Source organism: Noviherbaspirillum agri (assembly GCF_054780595.1).
The window spans coordinates 1-19,495 of record NZ_BAAGWA010000018.1 but is presented as its reverse complement, the minus strand read 5'-3'; the positions used below and the strand labels follow the sequence as shown (position 1 = coordinate 19,495).

Sequence of the window (19,495 nt, the reverse complement as noted above, 5' to 3'; positions counted from 1 at the left end):
TTAAGGGTTTGAAAGCATTGAAGTTTCTTTGTCTTCAAGCTATTATGTCGGGCTTTCCTCTTCCCACACTCGTCTTGACGCCGAGGTGGGCGTTTAATCCGACCACAAGGAGATTACATGCGTCATTATGAAATCGTTTTTATTGTCCATCCGGACCAAAGCGAACAAGTGCCCGCGATGATCGACCGCTACAAGGGCATCGTCACCGCCCGTAACGGCAAGATCCACCGTGTTGAAGACTGGGGCCGCCGCCAGATGGCATATATGATCCAGAAGCTGGCGAAGGCGCACTATGTTTGCATGAACATCGAATGCGACAGCGAGACCCTGGCTGAAATCGAAACCGGCTTCAAGTTTAACGATGCTGTCCTGCGCCACCTCACCGTCAAGATGAAGAAGGCCGAGACCGCGCCGTCTCCGATGATGAAGGCTGTGCAGAAGGAAGATGCTGCCAAGAGCCAACGTACCGAGGCCTCTGCAGCGTAATTGCTAGACGAGGAGCGTGAACCAGCTTCGCTTGATTGCCACCATTGTTGAACGTGACGTGTTGCGTTACACACCGGCTGGCATTCCGATCGTATCTGCAAAACTGCATCATGCATCGGACCTAGTTGAGGCAGGTATCCCACGCCAGGTTGAATTCGAAGTTGCCGCGATTGTCGCAGGTGAGCTTTCGGGAAGATTCAATCAGGTTGAGTTGGGAGCGAAGTTGCTGTTGACAGGGTTTCTTGCACGGAAGAACCGCAATAGTAAAACCCTGGTCTTTCACGTGACCGATTTCGAGACATATACACCAGATCAATAGATACAGGAGCCAACCATGGCATTCGGTAAAAAATTCGATAAGAGCAAACTCAAGCAAAAGCGCCAACAGCAAAATCCGCTGTTCAAGCGCAAGAAATTCTGCCGCTTCACCGCCGCCGGCGTTGAGCAAGTCGACTACAAGGATGTCGACACGCTGAAGGACTTCGTCCAGGAAAACGGCAAGATCATGCCGGCGCGTCTGACTGGCACGAAAGCGCACTACCAGCGTCAGGTGGATACGGCGATCAAGCGCGCACGTTATCTCGCGTTGCTGCCTTACACCGATCTGCACAACGCCTGATTGACGACTGAGGAAAATAGGAGAAAAACATGCAAGTCATTCTGTTGGAAAAAGTCGTCAACCTCGGCAACCTGGGTGATGTAGTGAAGGTAAAGGACGGTTATGCACGTAACTTCCTGATCCCGCAACGCAAGGCACGTCGCGCTACGCAGGCAGCGGTCGCCGAATTCGAGACAAAGCGCGCCGAGTTGGAGAAGGCAGCAGCCGAGAAGCTCTCAGCAGCTCAAGCGCAAGGTGAAAAACTGAGCGGCATGACCGTTCAGATCTCCCAAAAGGCTGGTGTCGATGGTCGTCTGTTTGGTTCTGTCACGAATGCAGATATCGCTGAAGCTGTCACCAAGCAAGGTTTCGCAGTCGAGAAGGCACAAATTCGCATGCCGCAAGGTCCGCTTAAGATGGTTGGCGACCACACGATCTCGGTTGCCTTGCATACAGACGTGGTTGTTGATGTGACTGTTTCCGTTTTGGGCGAACAAGCGTAATACTGCTTTTTACAGTGCGAAAAAAGGCCGGTTTTCCGGCCTTTTTTGCTTTTTGCCGACTTGTCGCATGTCTGTCAAGCACCGAGTTGACAGCTGGAAAATAAAGTCTCGTTCACCGTCTTTGGCGCCGAAAACAGAGGGGCTAAGCGGGTATAATTCGCGCCATGAATGACCGAGCTGATCCGCAACTAGAAGCACTTCGCGTTCCGCCTCACTCGATTGAGGCAGAACAATCTGTACTGGGTGGTCTGCTGCTCGATAACGCAGCGTGGGATCGTATCGCCGACTTCGTGGGCGAAGACGATTTTTACCGATATGACCACCGCATCATTTTTCAACACATCGTCAAGCTGATCAACGCAACGAAGCCGGCTGACGTCATTACTGTTTTCGAAGCACTCAGCACAAGCGGCAAGGCCGAGGAAGTCGGTGGCCTGACGTACCTGAATGCGCTCGCCCAGAATACTCCCTCCGCAGCAAACATTCGCCGCTATGCCGAAATCGTGCGCGACCGTGGTGTATTGCGAAAGCTGATCACGGTTTCGGACGAGATTGCTACACAAGCATTCAATCCACAGGGGAAGGAAGTCAAGCAGATGCTTGACGAGGCCGAGTCCAAGATCTTCGCCATTGCCGAAGAGGGGGCGCGTGGTGCACAGGGCTTCCAGGCTATCCAGCCGCTGCTCACGGAGGTAGTCGAGCGTATCGACGAGCTGTACAACCGCGACAACCAGAACGACATCACTGGCGTTCCTACAGGCTTTATCGATCTGGACCGCATGACCTCCGGCCTGCAGCCTGGCGATCTGGTGATCGTGGCAGGGCGTCCATCGATGGGTAAGACCGCGTTCTCATTGAACATCGGCGAGAACGTGGCGATCGATAGCGGCCTGCCAGTCGCCGTGTTTTCGATGGAAATGGGTGGTGCTCAGCTCGCAATGCGTATGCTGGGTTCTGTTGGGCGTCTCGACCAGAGTCGCCTGCGTGTCGGTAAGCTGAACGATGAGGACTGGCCACGGCTGACGCATGCGATTCAGAAGATGAACGAAGCGCAGTTGTACATCGACGAAACACCAGCGTTAAGCCCAATCGAAATGCGTGCCCGTGCGCGACGGCTGTCGAGGCAGTGCGGTCGCCTTGGTTTGATCATTGTCGACTACTTGCAGCTGATGTCGGGCAATGGTGGTGGCGGAGAAAACCGCGCAACCGAAATCTCCGAAATCTCGCGGAGCCTCAAGGGACTTGCAAAGGAATTGCATTGCCCTGTCATTGCATTGTCTCAGCTGAACCGCTCTCTCGAACAACGTCCGAACAAGCGTCCGGTGATGTCCGACCTTCGTGAGTCAGGTGCTATTGAGCAGGATGCGGACGTAATTCTGTTCATTTACCGAGACCAGGTCTACAACCCCGATTCACCAGACAAGGGGACAGCTGAAATCATTATCGGTAAGCAGCGTAACGGTCCGATCGGTACCGTACGGCTGACATTCCTCGGCGAATACACGAAGTTCGATAATTACACCGGCGGTAACGCAATTTTTGACAACGAATAAACGTTTCTTGCAGCTGGCTTTTTTAAGCGCCTGCCGCCACAAGCAGTAGGATGGAAACGCAAGACAGATTTATTGCTTTAACTTTAAGAGAGCGTAATTATGTTTGGACGACTGATGCCCAGCGAGGGCAAATTCTTTGACCTCTTTGTTCAGCACGCCGACTTGTGTGTGAAAGGGGCGCGTGAAATGGTCGCGTTGATGACCAATTTCGACGACCTTGAGAACCGCGTGCATGCAATTGAGACCGTCGAGAAGCAGGCCGACAAGGTCACGTATGAAACACTGGACATGCTGCACAAGACCTTCATTACGCCTCTCGACCGTGACGACATCCACAAGCTGATCACCCGCATGGACGATATCCTTGACCTTTTGGAGGATGCGGCGCAGACCATTTCGCTTTATGACATCAAGGCGATCACGCCGGAAGCCAAGCGACTTGCCGAGCTTTGCCTGGCCTGTACTGAACGCGTGAAGACAGCTGTCGGCCTGTTGCACAACATGGATAACTCCGGACAGATTCTTTCCATATGCGAGGAGATCGATCGCCTCGAATCCGATGCCGATCATGTCATGCGCGCGGCGATGTCCAAGCTGTTTCGTGACGAGCCTGACGTGCGGAACCTGATCAAATTGAAGGCTATTTACGAACTGATGGAGACAGTCACGGATCGTTGCGAGGACGTCGCGAATATTATCGAAGGCATTATTGTCGAGAATGCCTGAAGTGCATGAGGCGCAAGAGGGTAACGTAACCCGCGCGCATTTCTACAATACATAGAACTAACTGAATAGAAACTCATGCAGACCCTACAAATCAGCATTTACGTTCTTGCGTTCCTGATTGCACTTGCGTTGCTGTTCGATTTTATGAATGGCTTCCATGATGCTGCTAATGCAATCGCAACCGTTGTTTCGACTGGCGTACTGAAACCTCAGCATGCTGTTGCAATGGCGGCTTTTTTCAACGTTGTTGCAATTTTCTTCTTCCAACTGAAAGTGGCCACCACGGTCGGAAAGGGCACTATTGAGCCGATTGTCGTTGATCATTATGTGGTCTTCGGTGCTTTGGTCGGCGCAATTTTCTGGAACATCCTGACGTGGTATTACGGCATCCCGTCCTCATCGTCGCACGCACTCATTGGCGGGTTGGTTGGCGCGGCGGTTGCGAAGGCGGGTACCGGCGCCTTGATCTCTTCAGGCCTGATCAAGACGATCTCGTTCATTCTGTTATCGCCATTGCTTGGCTTCGTGTTTGGATCGATCATGATGGTCCTGGTGTCCTGGCTGTTCGTGCGCTCGACACCACGCCGCGTGGACAAGTGGTTCCGGCGTATGCAATTAGTCTCTGCCTCCATGTATAGCCTTGGCCACGGCGGCAACGACGCGCAGAAGACAATGGGGATCATCTGGATGCTCTTGATTGCGGCCGGCTACTCGACCGCGAAGGACCCGTTGCCGATTTGGGTCGTTATCAGCTGTTATGCGGCTATCGGTCTTGGCACCTTGTTCGGCGGCTGGCGCATCGTGAAAACCATGGGCCAGAAGATCACCAAACTGAAGCCTGTGGGCGGTTTCTGCGCGGAAACTGGCGGTGCAATCACGTTGTTCCTGGCGACGGCACTTGGTATTCCTGTCTCGACAACGCACACCATTACCGGCGCCATCGTTGGCGTAGGCTCGTCGCGGAAGATGTCGGCTGTGCGCTGGGGCGTTGCAGGCAACATCGTCTGGGCATGGATCTTTACGATTCCGGCCTCGGCATTTGTCGCGGCGATTGCCTGGTGGATCGGGACGAAGATCCTGTAATCCGTCCTTTAATGGCATAAAAAAACCTGCATCAAAAGATGCAGGTTGTTTTTCGCCTTGTGTCGAGATCTTGGCAGCCGAACGGACTACAACACCTCGCTTGCATGGTCTGCCAGGCGCGAACGTTCGCCGCGCGCGAGCGTGACATGACCACTGTGCGCCCAACCCTTGAACCGGTCGACGACATAGGTCAGGCCGCTTGAGCCCTCGGTCAGATACGGCGTGTCGATCTGTGCGATGTTACCCAGGCAAATGATCTTTGTGCCCGGGCCGGCACGCGTGACGAGGGTCTTCATCTGCTTCGGCGTCAGGTTTTGCGCCTCATCGATGATGAGGAACTTGTTGACGAAGGTACGACCACGCATGAAGTTGAGCGACTTGATCTTGATGCGTGAGCGAATCAGGTCCTGGGTAGCGGCACGGCCCCACTCACCGGCATCACTGTCGGACTTGTTAAGCACTTCGAGGTTGTCATCGAATGCACCCATCCATGGCGACATCTTTTCTTCTTCTGTACCCGGGAGGAAGCCGATATCTTCGCCAACCGGTACGGTGACGCGAGTTACGATGATTTCGTTGTAAAGCTTGGTTTCCAGCACCTGGGCGAGGCCAGCGGCCAGCGCGAGCAATGTCTTGCCGGTGCCAGCCTGGCCGAGCAGCGTCACAAAGTCGCATTCGGGATTCATCAGCAGGTTGAGCGCAAAGTTCTGCTCGCGGTTACGCGCCGTGATGCCCCAGACATTGTTTTTTCCATGCGTATAGTCGCGTAACGTCTGGATTACCGCGGTCTTGCCATTGATCTGCTTGACCTGTCCATAGAATGGCGCCTCGCCATTGTTCGGCTCGAGGAAGACGAACTGGTTGATCAGGAACGAGGGGACAGCAGGGCCGGTCACCTTGTAATACGTGTAGCCGGTACCGTGCTTGTTTTCCTGCCAGGATTCCATTCCCTTGGCATGCTTGTTCCAGAAGTCGTCCGGCAATTGCATGATGCCGGAATAGAGGAGGTCGGTATCTTCCAGTACGTGATCATTGAAGTACTCTTCTGCCGGCAAGCCCATCGCACGTGCCTTGATGCGCATGTTGATGTCTTTCGACACCAGCACGATCGGACGCCCCGGGTACTGAAGCTCAAGGGCACGGACTACGCCAAGAATCTGGTTGTCTGCTTTGCCGATAGGCAGGCCTTCGGGAAGAGCGGCCACCTGCAACTTGGTCTGGAAGAACAGGCGTCCCTTTGCGTCCTTGTTGCCCAGCTTGGAGAGCGGAATGCCTTCCTCGATGTGCGCTTCTTCGATGCCGGCCACCAGCGCATCCAGTGAGCGCGATACCTGCCGTGCATTGCGTGCGACTTCTGACATGCCCTTCTTGTGATTGTCGAGTTCTTCCAGCGTCATCATCGGCAGATAGACGTCGTGCTCCTCAAAGCGGAATAGCGAGGTCGGATCGTGCATCAGAACGTTGGTATCCAGCACAAAAAGCTTGGTGACGCCAAGTCGGTCGCCAGTACGGCTGGCTCCGGACTTGATCAGCGTTTCAACCTCTTTCGGCTTCGTTGCACGTTTTGCGGTGGTGGCTTTTTCAGAAGTTTTGGCGCGGGCCTGTGGTGCAGGTTCTGGTGCTTGTGTTGTGGTTTCAACCAGTGTCATTACTGGTTTTACCGATTTCCCTTTATCGCCCTTCGGATAGTCCTGGGGCGAGAGCAAAGTTGCTGGCTTGGTCGGTAATTTGGGCAGTGGCATCAGGACCTCAGTTTAAAAAGGTAGTGAATCTGCAACTCATATGAGCTGCTCGCGGGGCCAAACGATCGTGCTGTGGGTTGAACAACAGGGAGGGGAAACGTTGCGAAACAAAAAAGCCGTTTGAGGGGAGGCTCGACGCCTCTTCCACAAACGGCCTTCTGCAATAAAAATCTTTTAGATTCAATGTTGTTTGCGTATTGCGCGATTACGCCAGCGCCTTCACGAATTCCAGTACTTCATCAATGTGCCCAGGCACTTTCACTCCACGCCATTCTTTCACCAATTTCCCTGTTGCGTCAATCACAAATGTGCTGCGCTCGATCCCGCGGACTTGCTTGCCATACATGGTCTTCATCTTCATGACATCAAACATCACGCATAAGGTTTCATCCGGATCGGAGATCAGTTCGAACGGCAGTTCGAGCTTTGCCTTGAATCCTTCATGCGAGCGGATACTGTCTCGGCTCACGCCAAATATTTCTGCGTTTGCCTGTTTGAACTGCGGATACAAGTCGCGAAAATGCAGGCTCTCCGTCGTGCAGCCGGGTGTATTGTCCTTCGGGTAGAAGTACAACACGACGGTCTTGCCCATGCAGGCAGACAGCTTGAATGTCTGGTTGCCGGTCATGGCCGCGGTAAAGTCGGGTACGGTCATGTTAAGTGCGGATGGGCTTTCTGCCACGTTATTCTCCTGATGCAGTTATCGCTTGTGGCGACATGTTTGACGACCGTACCGTTGGTATCGGCGCAACCGGGATGTTAGCGAATGTTCAGTTTATTGGAAACCGCGTGCGTAGATGCGTCTCGTGCCTGGCTTGTATGCTGCTCGTTACGGTAGCGTGGAGCGTAATTCCCGCTTGGAACCTCTGTGCCGTTGTTCGCGCGCATTTGCTTTGGCATCCAGGTTTTAAACGCAACGAAAACCAGATGAGGTCAATTTCATTTATTTCAAGGCTGACCTATGCTGCTCGCAGCGTAATACCGGGAGTGCTCGTACCAAAGCGCATGCATGTTTGGCGGATGTGAACCGTTGGGTGTAAGTACGTCCGACTCAATCGAAGATCAATGCCAGAGCGACCTTGCGGCCTTCGCCCATCAGAATGTTGTACGTTCGGCAGGCTGCCTGATTATCCATGCATTCAATGCCGACGCGGCGCTCTGTGAGCGACGAGGTCAGGCGTGGATGAACGAAGCGTTGGCGTTTGCCCGTCCCGAGTATGACGACATCCGGATTAGTGGCGCCAAGCTGCGCAAAATGCTCGGCTGTGAGGCTCTCGAATGATGTTGGCGGCCATGCTACGGGAGGAGTTTCCGGCAATACAAAAAGGCTGTAGGAAAAGCGTACCGCGTTGATTTCGACCGCCTCATCATCGTAGGCGGTTACGGTTTGATAATGCTGAGTCGGAGTGGAGTGGAGCTTCATGACCTTGTAGACCCGCCGCCCGGCGGGAATTTCCAGCAATTAGAAGAAAAAGATGGGGCATTGTAGCGTTTTCCATCCCAAAAGGTCCCCGGATACATTGATAAAACGCCTTCCTTTCGGCAAAATGGGATGTTCTGGCGGTGCAGCATTGCATCCCAAACTTTGCTTAGACTTCAAGGGATTGCACGAGTGCGACCGATTCAAAAATCCAAAAAACTGGCAGACGTCTGCTATGACATCCGCGGCCCCGTCTTGGAAAAAGCCAAGCAGATGGAGGAAGAGGGCCACAAGATCATCAAATTGAATATCGGCAATCTGGCCGTGTTCGGTTTCGATGCGCCGGACGAGATCGTGCAGGACATGATCCTGAACATGTCTAATGCAGCCGGTTATACCGATTCCAAAGGCATGTTCGCGCCACGCAAGGCGATCATGCACTACACGCAGGAAAAGAAGATCCCGGGCGTGACGATTGACGATATCTTTATCGGCAACGGCGCTTCGGAGTTGATCGTGATGGGCATGAATGCCTTGTTGAATTCAGGCGACGAGGTGCTGGTGCCTGCGCCGGACTACCCGTTATGGACAGCCGCCGTGAGCTTGTCCGGCGGCAAGCCTGTGCATTACATCTGCGACGAGGAATCAGGCTGGTTGCCGGATATTAACGACATCAAAAAGAAGATTACGCCGAACACCAAGGCGATCGTCGTTATCAATCCGAACAACCCGACCGGTGCCTTGTATCCGGTTGAATTGCTCGAGCAGATCGTTGAGGTCGCGCGCCAGCATCAGCTGATCGTGTTTGCCGACGAGATTTACGACAAGACCCTGTATGACGGCGAAGTGCATACGTCAATCGCGTCGCTGGCCGACGATGTGCTGTTCCTGACGCTGAACGGCCTGTCCAAGAATTATCGCTCCTGCGGCTACCGCGCCGGCTGGATGGTGGTGTCCGGCGAAAAGAAACACGCGAAAGACTACATCGAAGGCCTCAACATGCTGGCGTCGATGCGTCTGTGCGCCAATGCGCCAGGTCAATACGCGATCCAGACTGCACTTGGCGGGTATCAAAGCATCAACGACCTCGTTGGTCCCGGCGGCCGCCTGTTGAAGCAGCGCGATCTGGCCCATAAACTGTTGACGGACATCCCCGGCGTGAGCTGCGTGAAGCCGAAGTCTGCCTTGTACATGTTCCCGAAGCTCGACCCCAAGATTTACCCGATCGCGGATGACCAGAAGTTTGCGTATGAACTTCTCGCGGAAGAGAAGGTGTTGATCGTCCAGGGCACCGGCTTCAACTGGATCGCACCAGATCATTTCCGTGTCGTCTTCCTGCCCAATTCGGACGACCTGACTGAAGCAATCGGCCGGATCGCACGCTTCCTGGATGGATATCGCCGGCGGCACAAGGTTGCCGCATAAGGCTGCCTGGCTCACCTCAATCAACGTACCGCTGCCGGATTGCCTCCGGCAGCATTTTATTTTTTAGTGACTATGAAACCCATCAAAGTAGGCTTGTTAGGCATCGGCACCGTCGGGTCCGGCACATTCAACGTACTCAAGCGTAATCAGGAAGAGATTACGCGCCGCGCTGGCCGCAACATCCAGATTACGATGGTGGCGGACCTGAATACCGCCCGTGCGAAGGAGCTGACCAACGGCGAATGTGAAGTCGTCGCTGATGCGAACCTGGTGGTGAACAATCCGGAAATCGATATCGTCGTTGAACTGATCGGCGGCTACGGCATTGCGAAGGACCTCGTGATGAAGGCAATCGCGAATGGCAAGCACGTCGTCACGGCGAACAAGGCGCTGCTAGCAACGCACGGCAACGAGATTTTCAAGGCTGCGCAGGAAAAGGGCGTGATGGTCGCGTTCGAAGCTGCTGTTGCCGGCGGCATCCCGATCATCAAGGCATTGCGCGAAGGACTTACTGCAAACCGTATTGAGTGGCTTGCGGGCATCATCAACGGCACGACGAACTTCATCCTGTCAGAGATGCGTGACAAGGGCCTGGATTTCGATGTGGTGCTGAAGGAGGCGCAACGCCTCGGTTATGCGGAAGCCGATCCGACGTTTGATATCGAAGGCGTGGACGCGGCGCATAAAGCAACCATCATGGCAGCGATCGCCTTCGGTATTCCAGTGCAGTTCGATAAGGCGCATGTGGAAGGCATCACCAAGCTGCAGGCAACCGATATTCGCTATGCAGAGCAGCTGGGCTATCGCATCAAGCTGCTGGGCATTGCCAAGCGTACGCAAGTCAATGGCAAGGACGGAATCGAGTTGCGCGTCCATCCAACATTGATTCCGGCCAAGCGTCTGATCGCAAACGTCGAAGGCGCGATGAATGCAGTACTGGTGCACGGCGACGCGGTTGGCGCGACGCTTTACTACGGCAAGGGTGCTGGTTCGGAACCAACTGCCTCTGCCGTTATTGCCGATCTGGTGGACATCACCCGTTTGGCAACTGCCGATCCGGAACATCGGGTGCCGCATCTCGCATTCCAGCCGGATGCAATGACAGATACGCCGATCGTGCCGATGTCGGAAGTCACGACGAGCTATTACCTGCGCATGCAAGTGGCAGATCAGCCGGGCGTGCTGGCTGATATCACGCGCATCCTCGCGGATTCCACAATCTCGATCGATGCGATGCTTCAGAAAGAGCCGGCCGAGGGAGAGACAAAGGCTGACATCATTATCCTGACGCACCAGACGCAGGAGAAGAATGTCGTTGCAGCGATTGCCAAGATTGAAGCGCTATCCACCGTCGTGGGACCGGTGACGAAGATTCGCCTTGAGCAGCTGAGTTGATCCGGCGGCGTCGACCAGACGCATCCCAGAAACCAATCTGATTAGGCGTGCCGGCCGTTGAGGCCGGCACGCCTATTTCACATTTGCCATATCAGGCAGCTGGTGTGCGATGCCCTTGTGGCAGTCGATGCAGGTTTTCTCACCGCTGGCGAGTTGCGTCGAGTGTGCGTTGACGGCGCGCTTGGACTGCTTGGTGAAATCCATGGACTCGAACTGGTGGCAGTTGCGGCATTCCAGCGAATTGTTCGCCTTCAGGCGACGCCATTCGTTTTGCGCCAGTTGGAGCCGGTGCGCCTCGAACTTCTCGCGGGTGTCGATGGTGCCGAAGATCTTGCCCCACACTTCTTTGGATGCCTGCATCTTGCGTGCCATCTTGTCGGTCCAGTTGTGCGGCACATGGCAGTCGGAGCAGATCGCGCGGACGCCACTGCGGTTGGTGAAGTGGATCGTGCCCTGCAGTTCCGCGTAGACGTTATCCCGCATCTCATGGCAACCGGTGCAGAATTTCTCCGTATTGGTCGCTTCCATAGCGGTGTTGAAGCCGCCCCAGAACAGGATGCCGAAGATAAAGGCGCCGATCGTGAGAAAGCCAAAGCTCAGGTGGGTGCTGGGTCGTCGCAGTATATACAAGTAGCGCTTGAACAGTTGCTTCATGAGCGGCCCCCTTTATTTTTTCCTGGCCGGTGCAGGGGCTGCAGGCTGGTTCAGCATCGTATCGACATCCATGAACTGGTTGTTCACCAGTGGATTCAGGTTCGCCTGGGGAACGTGGCATTGCAGGCAGAAGTAGCGGCGCGGCGATAGCTCGGCGAGGAAATTGCCGTCGCGGTCCATGAAGTGGGTGACACTGATCATCGGCGCCTGGCTTTCCTGCGTGCGTGTGCGCGCATGGCACATCATGCAACGATTTGCATTCTTGTCCAGCTGGTAGCCCTCGATCTTGTGCGGGACCACCGGCGGTTGCATTGCATAGTTGCGCGAACGTCGCACGTCGCTGTTATCCGGGTTGACCAGCGGCGGCGGCTGCGTCGTCTGGTCAAGCGGCGTTGCGCCACGCATCTTGTCCTGGAGATCGGCAGCGTTCATCGTGAAGGGCGCCAGTAACGCCAGGGCGACAATCAGTTTCTTCATGCTGGCCTCCTATACCTTGCGTACATTGACCGCGCACTTCTTGAAGTCGGTCTGGAACGAGATGGGATCGGTGGCATCCAGCGTGACCTTGTTGATCAGCTGGCTGGCATCGAAGAAGGGCACATACACGAGGCCCTGTGGAGGCCGGTTGCGGCCACGCGTTTCCACCCGCGAGCGGATGGAGCCACGGCGCGACGCAATTTCCACCAGGTCGCCTCGGCGTGCGCCAAGGCGCTTGGCATCCTCCGGATGCATGTAACACACGGCATTAGGCACCGCCCGGTATAACTCCGGCACGCGGCGCGTCATGGTGCCGGTGTGCCAATGCTCCAGCACGCGTCCGGTCGATAACCAGAATGGATACTCCTTGTCGGGCTCTTCGGCGGCGGGTTCATAGGGGAGGGCAAAGATGACAGCCTTCCCGTCCGGCATGCCGTAGAAGCGGTAGCCTTCGCCTTTCTTCACATAGGGGTCGGTGCCTTCGCGGTAGCGCCATTGTGTTTCCTTGCCGTTGACCACCGGCCAGCGCAGTCCGCGCTCCTTGTGGTACACGTCGAATTGAGCGAGGTCATGCCCATGGCCGCGGCCGAATTGCGCGTACTCCTCGAACAGGCCCTTCTGGATATAGAAGCCGAATGCCTTTGCATCGTCGTTCGCAAAGCCTGCCTCAATCTGGCTGTTCGGGAATTTGTCCACTACGCCGTTCCGAAACAGCATGTCGTACATCGTCTTGCCGCGCCATTGCGGCGCCTTGTCCAGCAACTCCTTCGGCCAGACTTCTTCCATCTTGAAGCGCTTGGAGAACTCCACCAGTTGCCACAAATCGGACCGTGCCTCGCCCGGCGGGTTGACGAGCTGATGCCAGAACTGGGTCCGGCGTTCTGCATTGCCGTAAGCGCCTTCCTTCTCTACCCACATTGCCGCAGGGAGCACCAGGTCCGCCGCCAGCGTAGATGCGGTGGGATATACATCAGAGACAATGACGAAGGTGTCGGGATTGCGCCAGCCGGGCAGGATTTCCTGCATCACGTTAGGACCTGCCTGCACGTTATTGGTGACCATGGTCCAGTACACATTGAGCTTACTGTCCTTGAGCATGCGGCTCTGGACGACAGCATGGTAACCGGGCTTATCGGGAATGGTGCCGGGAGGGAGCTGCCAGATTTTCTCTGCCACTTCGCGGTGCTTGGGATTCACCACCAGCATGTCCGCCGGCAGACGGTGCGAGAAGGTACCGACCTCACGGGCGGTGCCGCAGGCGGACGGCTGGCCGGTCAGCGAGAACGGACTGTTGCCCGGCGTGGAAATCTTACCCGTCAGCAGATGCAGGTTGTACAGCAGATTGCTGCACCAGGTGCCGCGCGTATGCTGGTTGAACCCCATTGTGAAGAAGGACATCACCTTGGTCTTGGGATCGGCATACAACTCGGCGAGGCGCTGGAGGCGCTCCTTGGGAACGTTCGACAGCTTGGAAACCGAGTCGAGGTCATACTGGCTGACGAACCGCGCAAACTCATCCAGTGTGATGGGTTTGCCGCCGCTGGCATCGCCTACGTTCTTTGCCGCTTTCTGCAGCGGGTGTTCGGGGCGCAGGCCATAGCCGATGTTGGGATTGCCGAGGACGAAGCGAGTGTGCTTGTTAACGAAATCCCGGTTCACGCGGTTATTCTGGATGATGTAATTGGCGATGTAGTTCAGGATCGCGAGGTCGGTCTGCGGCCGGAAGATGAGAGAGTTGTCCGCCAGCTCGAAGCTGCGATGCTCATAGGTCGACAGCACCGCAACCTTCACGTGCGGCGCGGACAGGCGCCGGTCGGTGACGCGGGTCCACAGGATCGGATGCATCTCTGCCATGTTGGAGCCCCACAGGACGAAGGCGTCTGCATTCTCGATATCCTCGTAACAGCCCATCGGCTCGTCCATGCCGAAGGTGCGCATGAAGCCCGCTACGGCGGATGCCATGCAATGGCGCGCGTTCGGGTCGATGTTATTGGAGCGAAAGCCTGCCTTGAACATCTTCGCCGCCGCATATCCCTCCCAAACAGTCCACTGGCCGGAGCCGAACATGCCAATTGAGGTCGGGCCTTTGTCGCGCAGCGCCTGCTTGAATTTCTGCGCCATGATGTCGAATGCGGCATCCCAGGAGATTGGTGTGAATTCGCCGTTCTTGTCGTACTTGCCGTTCGTCATGCGCAGCATCGGGCGCGTCAGGCGGTCCTCGCCATACATGATCTTCGACAGGAAGTAGCCCTTCACGCAGTTGATGCCACGGTTAACTTCGGCGTTGATGTCGCCATGCGTAGCAACCACGCGTCCATCCTTGACGCCGACGTTGACGCCGCAGCCGACGCCACAGAAGCGGCACGGGGCCTTGTCCCATTTCAGCTGGGTTTTCGATGCGTCGGTAATGACATTCGAGGCTTGCGCCTCAAGCGAAACGCCGACGGAACTGGCGGCCGTCACGGCCGCAGTCTGTTTGATGAAGTCGCGTCGCGTAAGCTTCTTCATGATGGGATCTCCTGGTCAAGCGCGGTCAGCGGTTCCGCATGCTGGTAGACGAGGGCGACATCGACGACGCCCGGCAGCGCGCGAATGGCATCCATGTAGTCGAGGATGTGTCTGATGCTGTCCGTTTCGAGGGTTACGATGAGCTTGCCGTCTTTGCTGGCGGCATGGATCTCTGCGGCGGGTAGGGAGGCGATGCGCGCCTTCGTATTGTCAAGCTGGGCCGGCAGCGAATACACCACAATGCCGGCAATATGGACTTCCTGTTCCATCAATGGCTGCCTTTCAGCGTTCACGGGGGAACGAAGCAAATGCTCCGCTTGGTTCGTACTCCCAAGTGGTGTTTCAACCGGATGGCAGCGTGCCGGTCACGAGCTGGTACATCCATACGAAGAAGCCGTAGCCACCGACCACCATCACGGCAAGGACGGGTGCGGTCACGATCGTCAAGAAGAAGAATGCACGTAGTTCCTGGGCCTTGGTAGGCGCCTGGCGGTCACTATCCATTCACTTTCCTCAGGCGGACAGTTGAAGAATCCGGAGGCGTTGCTTTGTTGCGGCGCACAGCAAGGACGCCCGGGCGAAGTGTTTTCTCGCTGTATAGATTAATCGACACAACAATGGTTCCCGTCGAGCAGATGGAACAAACTTAATTTCGGTAAGCCTGTTTCTCGAACGGCAAGGATGGGGAAAGATGTGTCCGGGCTCAAGGAGCCCGGAACAGGTGTGGATGGTGGGGTCAGCGGTGGATGACGACCAGTAGTGCTTTCGCCTCGGTCTTGCCCGGATTATGGATGGCGTGCGCTTTATCGGCTTGAAAACGCGCTGTCGCGCCGGCTTTGAGCTTTTTTGTCTTTCCGTCGACCTCGACATCCATGGCGCCACTGAGCAGTGTCAGGTGTTCCATGGTGCCGGGATCGTGCGGGTTGGACCGGAGCGCACCGTTTGGCGCAAGCGTAAGCTCATACCATTCGAACTTTCCCGCGAGGTCCATGGGGCCCAGTATGCGCAGCACATAGCCCGCATGGTTGCCGGGGAGCGTCGGCGTTTCATGCGCTTCCAGCACATGGATCGATTCTGCTTCCTGCGCGTTGGTCGCGAGCAATTCTTCTATTCCGATACCCAGTGCATTGGCAAGCCGCCAGGCGACGGCAATCGTGGGGTTCGCCTTTTCCCTTTCAATTTGGGACAGCATCGATTTCGATACGCCGGCCGCACGCGACAGGTCGTCGAGTGTCAAACCGCGTTTGAGGCGGATTCTTTGCAGGGTGGCACCAACTTCCGGCGGCGTATTCGGGGCTTGAGTTTTTTTCATGAAGAGGCTTGCAATGTTTTGCGCTGGTCATTAGTATTCAATATATTGAACAATCGTTCTAAATATTGAACAAATGCGTTTTTAGTGAACCTGTATCGTAACAGACGGATCTTAATAACACTAAGCAAATATTGCGAGCAACAAGGAACATGACCATGGCAGACAAGGCAAAACAGGCGTTTTATGAGGGGCTCGCGCGCAACCTGGACCAGTTGCGCGAACAAGGCCTGTACAAGCCGGAGCGCGTGATCAGCTCCCGCCAAGGGGCAGAAGTGGTATGCGACGACGGCCGCCGCCTGATCAATATGTGCGCCAATAATTACCTCGGACTGTCCGGCGACGAAACAATGGTGCGTGCTGCGATCGAGGCGACGGAAAAGTACGGTTACGGTTTGTCTTCCGTACGTTTCATTTGCGGTACGCAGACCGTGCACAAGCAGCTGGAACGCGCGTTGTCGGACTTCCTCGGCATGGACGACACAATCCTGTATGCGGCGGCATTTGATGCGAACGGTGGCGTGTTCGAGCCGCTGTTCGACGAAAACGACGCGATCATTTCCGATGCGCTGAACCACGCCTCCATCATCGATGGCATCCGCCTGTGCAAGGCGGCGCGCTACCGCTACCAGCACAACGACATGGCCGACCTGGAGGCGCAGCTGCAGGCGGCATCCGGCAAGCGCCACAAGATCATCGTGACCGACGGCGTGTTTTCCATGGACGGCACGATCGCGCAGCTGGACAAGATCTGCGACCTGGCCGACAAGTACGGCGCGCTGGTGATGATCGACGAATGCCATGCCACCGGTTTCATGGGCAAGACCGGGCGCGGCACGCATGAGCATCACAACGTGATGGGGCGCATCGACATCATTACGGGCACGCTCGGCAAGGCACTGGGTGGCGCGATGGGTGGATTTACCGCGGCACGCAAGGAGGTGGTGCAGACGCTGCGCCAGAAGTCGCGGCCGTATCTGTTCTCCAATTCGCTCGCCCCGGCCATTGCGGGCGCTTCGCTGGCGGTGCTCGAGCGCCTGTCCAAATCCACCGAACTGCGGGACAAACTGCACGCGAACACTGCCTACTTTCGCAAGGGCATCACTCAACTCGGTTTCACCGTCAAGCCGGGCACGCATCCGGTCGTGCCGGTGATGCTGTTCGACGCGCCGCTTGCGCAGAAGTTTGCGCAGCGCCTGTATGAACTCGGCGTGCTGGTCACCGGTTTCTTTTATCCCGTGGTGCCGATGGGGCAGGCGAGGGTGAGGGTGCAGCTGTCGGCGGCGCACACGACGGAACAGCTGGATCGCGTGCTCGCCGCATTCAGGCAGGCCGGGCAGGAACTGGGAATCTTGAAGAATTGATGGAGTAAAGAATGGAACGAATTCTGGTTATTGGCGCCAATGGTCAAATTGGCAGCGAGCTGGTGGAGGCATTGACGTTACAGCATGGCGCAGACAACCTGGTTGCCGCCGACATCGGGCCGCGCAGTCTGTTTGGCGCACATCGTTACGAAACGCTGGATGTGCTGGATAGCAATCGCGTTGCACAAGTTGTCGAGAGCTATGGCATTACGCAGGTGTACCAGCTTGCCGCACTGCTGTCGGTCACTGGCGAACAGGCGCCGCTGAAAGCATGGACGCTGAACATGAACGGCCTGTTGAACATCCTGGAGTTGGCCCGTGAACGTAACGCGGCCGGCAAGCCGCTGAAGGTGTTCTGGCCGTCTTCGATTGCCGCCTTCGGCCCGCACACGCCGGCGGTAGATACGCCGCAGCTGGCGGTGATGGACCCCACCACGATTTACGGCATCAGCAAGCAGGCTGGCGAGCGCCTGTGTGAATACTATTTCAGCAAGTATGGCGTGGACGTGCGCAGCATCCGCTATCCCGGCATCATCAGCCACAAGTCGCCGCCGGGCGGGGGCACGACCGATTATGCGATCGCGATCTTCCATTCGGCCAAGCGCGGTGAGCGCTACTCCTGCTTCCTCGGCCCGGAAACCACGTTGCCGATGATCTACATGCCGGATGCGATCCGCGCCACGATTGAGCTGATGGATGCGCCTGCCGAGCTCGTCCGAATCCGCTCCGCGTACAACGTTGCCGGACTGAGCTTTTCCCCACGCGAACTGGCGGAGGCAATCCGGCAACAATTACCATCGTTCGAGATCGAATACCGGCCGGACCACAGGCAGGAGATTGCCGCCACCTGGCCGCACAGCTTGGACGATACCTATGCGCGCGCCGACTGGGGCTGGAAGGCGAAGATCGGCCTGAAGGAGTTGGTTGCCGATATGCTGGCCAATATCCATCCCCAGTCGCGTTCCCAATCGCGGCATTTGCACCACGCTGCATAAAGTTGCCGAAGTGGCACGGTTGGCGTGCATAACCGGACGAAACGGTGAGGAAGCAGGCGCACGGCCTTATAATGTGAGGCTTGGTGCGACACGTGTGTCGCGATTCGCCGCTACGCGGCAAAAGTAGTACCACGTTGGCAGTCTGACTGCCATACGAACTTTCCTGCAAAATGTGGGTAGAGCCTTGATTCTTTTGGGAATTCATAGATTTCTCAAGAAGGCTGCTCCCACCGGCTCTCTAGCTGCGTCCAACGCAAACAGGGAACTCCGACCAGATACGATGCCCACAAGGGATTATCGCGGGCATCGAATATCCTAGGGTTCCCCTGGAATTTCTCGATTTATCGCGCAATCTCCGTCCACAAGACGTGTAACGTGTCGCCTTTACGCAACAAAATCTCCATATTTTGAAGTTTGGGTTTCTCCTACCCGAGGAACCCAGAGGCTAGCCATTGGCTCCACAGGAAAGATGCAAACAAAGATCGCGAGAAGTTCTGCGATACCTTGTCGTGCTCGACAGTCGGTTGTTTTGACTGTCGGTGCCACGACCGAGTGTGCGACCACTCGTCACCTAATCAGACGTGCGTCTCCGGTAACGGAGGGGTGTGAAGCTCTGATGACAATGAACTCCCGCGCAAGCGGCGTACGTCCCATGTGAATGGGCGTATGGAGACTGCCAGCAGCAAGGCGGTTGAGGGGCTAGGTGAGGCTGCATGGGTAATGTAATGTGAACTGACGTTTGAACCTTCGTAAACATTGACAGGCAGAAGCTGCTGTTGGCCTGAACCAAAAGGTGTGTGGTTGGTTGATCCCGTCAAGCTTGGGGTCACGTCGTTACTGAACCACCGGAGGAGAGTCAGACCCTAAACAGTCATGTACGGCGCAGTATGGCCGTGCCGGTATCGTGGGGAACGTGGTAAGCCCGACTCGTCGCCTGTCTTGGATCATGAAGACAGGCAAGCCGACCAACAGGAAGGCCCATGGCGGAGCGGGTATGGGAGGATGGAAAAAGCGAAGGTCCCACTGTAATGGTGGGGATAGGGCTTCAAGATTTGGCCTGACGTGAAAGCGTGCCCACTTCCATCTGGTGCAATAGTCGTTATCGACTGAATAGACGAAGTCGTCATTTTTTTTCCAACTCCCCGAAGGGATGCTGCTTGCCCCTTGTATCTTGGTTTTTAAGGGTCCTTTTCCATAATGATGGAAGGCCGTGGAGCTTGTGGCCGGTGCGCGTAGCGCATGAGCCACAAGCTCCAC

General features: G+C 56.1%; 20 protein-coding genes. 11 read left to right on the top strand and 9 right to left on the bottom strand.

Annotated features, from left to right (window positions below):
* Positions 1-117 precede the first annotated feature (117 nt).
* The 7 genes from rpsF (at position 118) to ACYVIA_RS20200 (ending at position 4,949) form a co-directional block, all read left to right on the top strand.
* A complete protein-coding gene (gene rpsF, locus ACYVIA_RS20230; protein WP_460843983.1) occupies positions 118-486 on the top strand; it encodes a 30S ribosomal protein S6 in 369 nt (122 codons plus the stop codon).
* A 16-nt stretch (positions 487-502) separates the two neighbouring features.
* Positions 503-805, top strand: a complete 303-nt coding sequence (gene priB / locus ACYVIA_RS20225; protein ID WP_460843982.1) for a primosomal replication protein N — start codon at positions 503-505, stop codon at positions 803-805.
* Positions 806-820: 15 nt separating this feature from the next.
* On the top strand, positions 821-1,105 hold the full coding sequence (gene rpsR / locus ACYVIA_RS20220; RefSeq protein WP_007882558.1) for a 30S ribosomal protein S18: 285 nt from the start codon (positions 821-823) through the stop codon (positions 1,103-1,105).
* Positions 1,106-1,134: 29 nt separating this feature from the next.
* Complete coding sequence (rplI, locus tag ACYVIA_RS20215; RefSeq protein WP_460843981.1) at positions 1,135-1,587, top strand: 50S ribosomal protein L9; 453 nt, start codon at positions 1,135-1,137, stop codon at positions 1,585-1,587.
* A gap of 164 nt (positions 1,588-1,751) precedes the next feature.
* Positions 1,752-3,140 carry a replicative DNA helicase gene (locus ACYVIA_RS20210; protein WP_460843980.1) on the top strand — a complete coding sequence of 463 codons (1,389 nt, stop codon included), beginning with the start codon at positions 1,752-1,754 and terminating at the stop codon, positions 3,138-3,140.
* A gap of 99 nt (positions 3,141-3,239) precedes the next feature.
* Positions 3,240-3,866 carry a DUF47 domain-containing protein gene (locus ACYVIA_RS20205; protein ID WP_460843979.1) on the top strand — a complete coding sequence of 209 codons (627 nt, stop codon included), beginning with the start codon at positions 3,240-3,242 and terminating at the stop codon, positions 3,864-3,866.
* Between the two features lie 75 nt (positions 3,867-3,941).
* Positions 3,942-4,949 carry an inorganic phosphate transporter gene (locus ACYVIA_RS20200; RefSeq protein WP_460843978.1) on the top strand — a complete coding sequence of 336 codons (1,008 nt, stop codon included), beginning with the start codon at positions 3,942-3,944 and terminating at the stop codon, positions 4,947-4,949.
* An 86-nt stretch (positions 4,950-5,035) separates the two neighbouring features.
* Here the strand turns inward: ACYVIA_RS20200 and ACYVIA_RS20195 are convergent, their stop codons facing one another.
* The 3 genes from ACYVIA_RS20195 to ACYVIA_RS20185 form a co-directional block, all read right to left on the bottom strand.
* Positions 5,036-6,691: a PhoH family protein gene (locus tag ACYVIA_RS20195; RefSeq protein WP_460843977.1), complete on the bottom strand. Its 1,656-nt coding sequence runs from the start codon at positions 6,689-6,691 to the stop codon at positions 5,036-5,038.
* Positions 6,692-6,896: 205 nt separating this feature from the next.
* Positions 6,897-7,346, bottom strand: a complete 450-nt coding sequence (locus tag ACYVIA_RS20190) for a peroxiredoxin (RefSeq protein WP_460844040.1) — start codon at positions 7,344-7,346, stop codon at positions 6,897-6,899.
* 396 nt (positions 7,347-7,742) lie between these two features.
* Complete coding sequence (locus tag ACYVIA_RS20185) at positions 7,743-8,114, bottom strand: Mth938-like domain-containing protein (protein WP_460843976.1); 372 nt, start codon at positions 8,112-8,114, stop codon at positions 7,743-7,745.
* Positions 8,115-8,303: 189 nt separating this feature from the next.
* On the opposite strand from ACYVIA_RS20185, the gene ACYVIA_RS20180 reads away from it, so the two are divergent.
* Both ACYVIA_RS20180 and ACYVIA_RS20175 read left to right on the top strand, forming a co-directional pair.
* A complete protein-coding gene (locus ACYVIA_RS20180) occupies positions 8,304-9,536 on the top strand; it encodes a pyridoxal phosphate-dependent aminotransferase (RefSeq protein WP_460843975.1) in 1,233 nt (410 codons plus the stop codon).
* Between the two features lie 72 nt (positions 9,537-9,608).
* The gene (locus ACYVIA_RS20175; RefSeq protein WP_460843974.1) at positions 9,609-10,931 is read left to right on the top strand and encodes a homoserine dehydrogenase; all 1,323 of its coding nucleotides are present in this window, start codon (positions 9,609-9,611) and stop codon (positions 10,929-10,931) included.
* A 72-nt stretch (positions 10,932-11,003) separates the two neighbouring features.
* Here ACYVIA_RS20175 and ACYVIA_RS20170 read toward each other — a convergent pair whose 3' ends face one another.
* The 6 genes from ACYVIA_RS20170 to ACYVIA_RS20145 form a co-directional block, all read right to left on the bottom strand.
* The gene (locus ACYVIA_RS20170) at positions 11,004-11,585 is read right to left on the bottom strand and encodes a cytochrome c3 family protein (RefSeq protein ID WP_460843973.1); all 582 of its coding nucleotides are present in this window, start codon (positions 11,583-11,585) and stop codon (positions 11,004-11,006) included.
* A 12-nt stretch (positions 11,586-11,597) separates the two neighbouring features.
* The gene (locus ACYVIA_RS20165; RefSeq protein WP_460843972.1) at positions 11,598-12,062 is read right to left on the bottom strand and encodes a nitrate reductase cytochrome c-type subunit; all 465 of its coding nucleotides are present in this window, start codon (positions 12,060-12,062) and stop codon (positions 11,598-11,600) included.
* Between the two features lie 9 nt (positions 12,063-12,071).
* Positions 12,072-14,570 carry a nitrate reductase catalytic subunit NapA gene (gene napA, locus ACYVIA_RS20160; protein ID WP_460843971.1) on the bottom strand — a complete coding sequence of 833 codons (2,499 nt, stop codon included), beginning with the start codon at positions 14,568-14,570 and terminating at the stop codon, positions 12,072-12,074.
* Positions 14,567-14,839 carry a chaperone NapD gene (locus ACYVIA_RS20155; RefSeq protein ID WP_460843970.1) on the bottom strand — a complete coding sequence of 91 codons (273 nt, stop codon included), beginning with the start codon at positions 14,837-14,839 and terminating at the stop codon, positions 14,567-14,569. The genes napA and ACYVIA_RS20155 overlap by 4 nt, the downstream gene beginning before the upstream one ends.
* Positions 14,840-14,912: 73 nt before the next feature.
* Positions 14,913-15,074, bottom strand: coding sequence for a periplasmic nitrate reductase, NapE protein (locus tag ACYVIA_RS20150; protein WP_460843969.1), 162 nt, complete (start codon positions 15,072-15,074; stop codon positions 14,913-14,915).
* Positions 15,075-15,306: 232 nt separating this feature from the next.
* Positions 15,307-15,882: a helix-turn-helix domain-containing protein gene (locus ACYVIA_RS20145; RefSeq protein WP_460843968.1), complete on the bottom strand. Its 576-nt coding sequence runs from the start codon at positions 15,880-15,882 to the stop codon at positions 15,307-15,309.
* Between the two features lie 149 nt (positions 15,883-16,031).
* On the opposite strand from ACYVIA_RS20145, the gene kbl reads away from it, so the two are divergent.
* On the top strand, positions 16,032-17,243 hold the full coding sequence (kbl, locus tag ACYVIA_RS20140) for a glycine C-acetyltransferase (RefSeq protein WP_460843967.1): 1,212 nt from the start codon (positions 16,032-16,034) through the stop codon (positions 17,241-17,243).
* Positions 17,244-17,254: 11 nt separating this feature from the next.
* A complete protein-coding gene (locus ACYVIA_RS20135) occupies positions 17,255-18,238 on the top strand; it encodes an NAD-dependent epimerase/dehydratase family protein (protein WP_460843966.1) in 984 nt (327 codons plus the stop codon).
* Positions 18,239-19,495 lie beyond the last annotated feature (1,257 nt).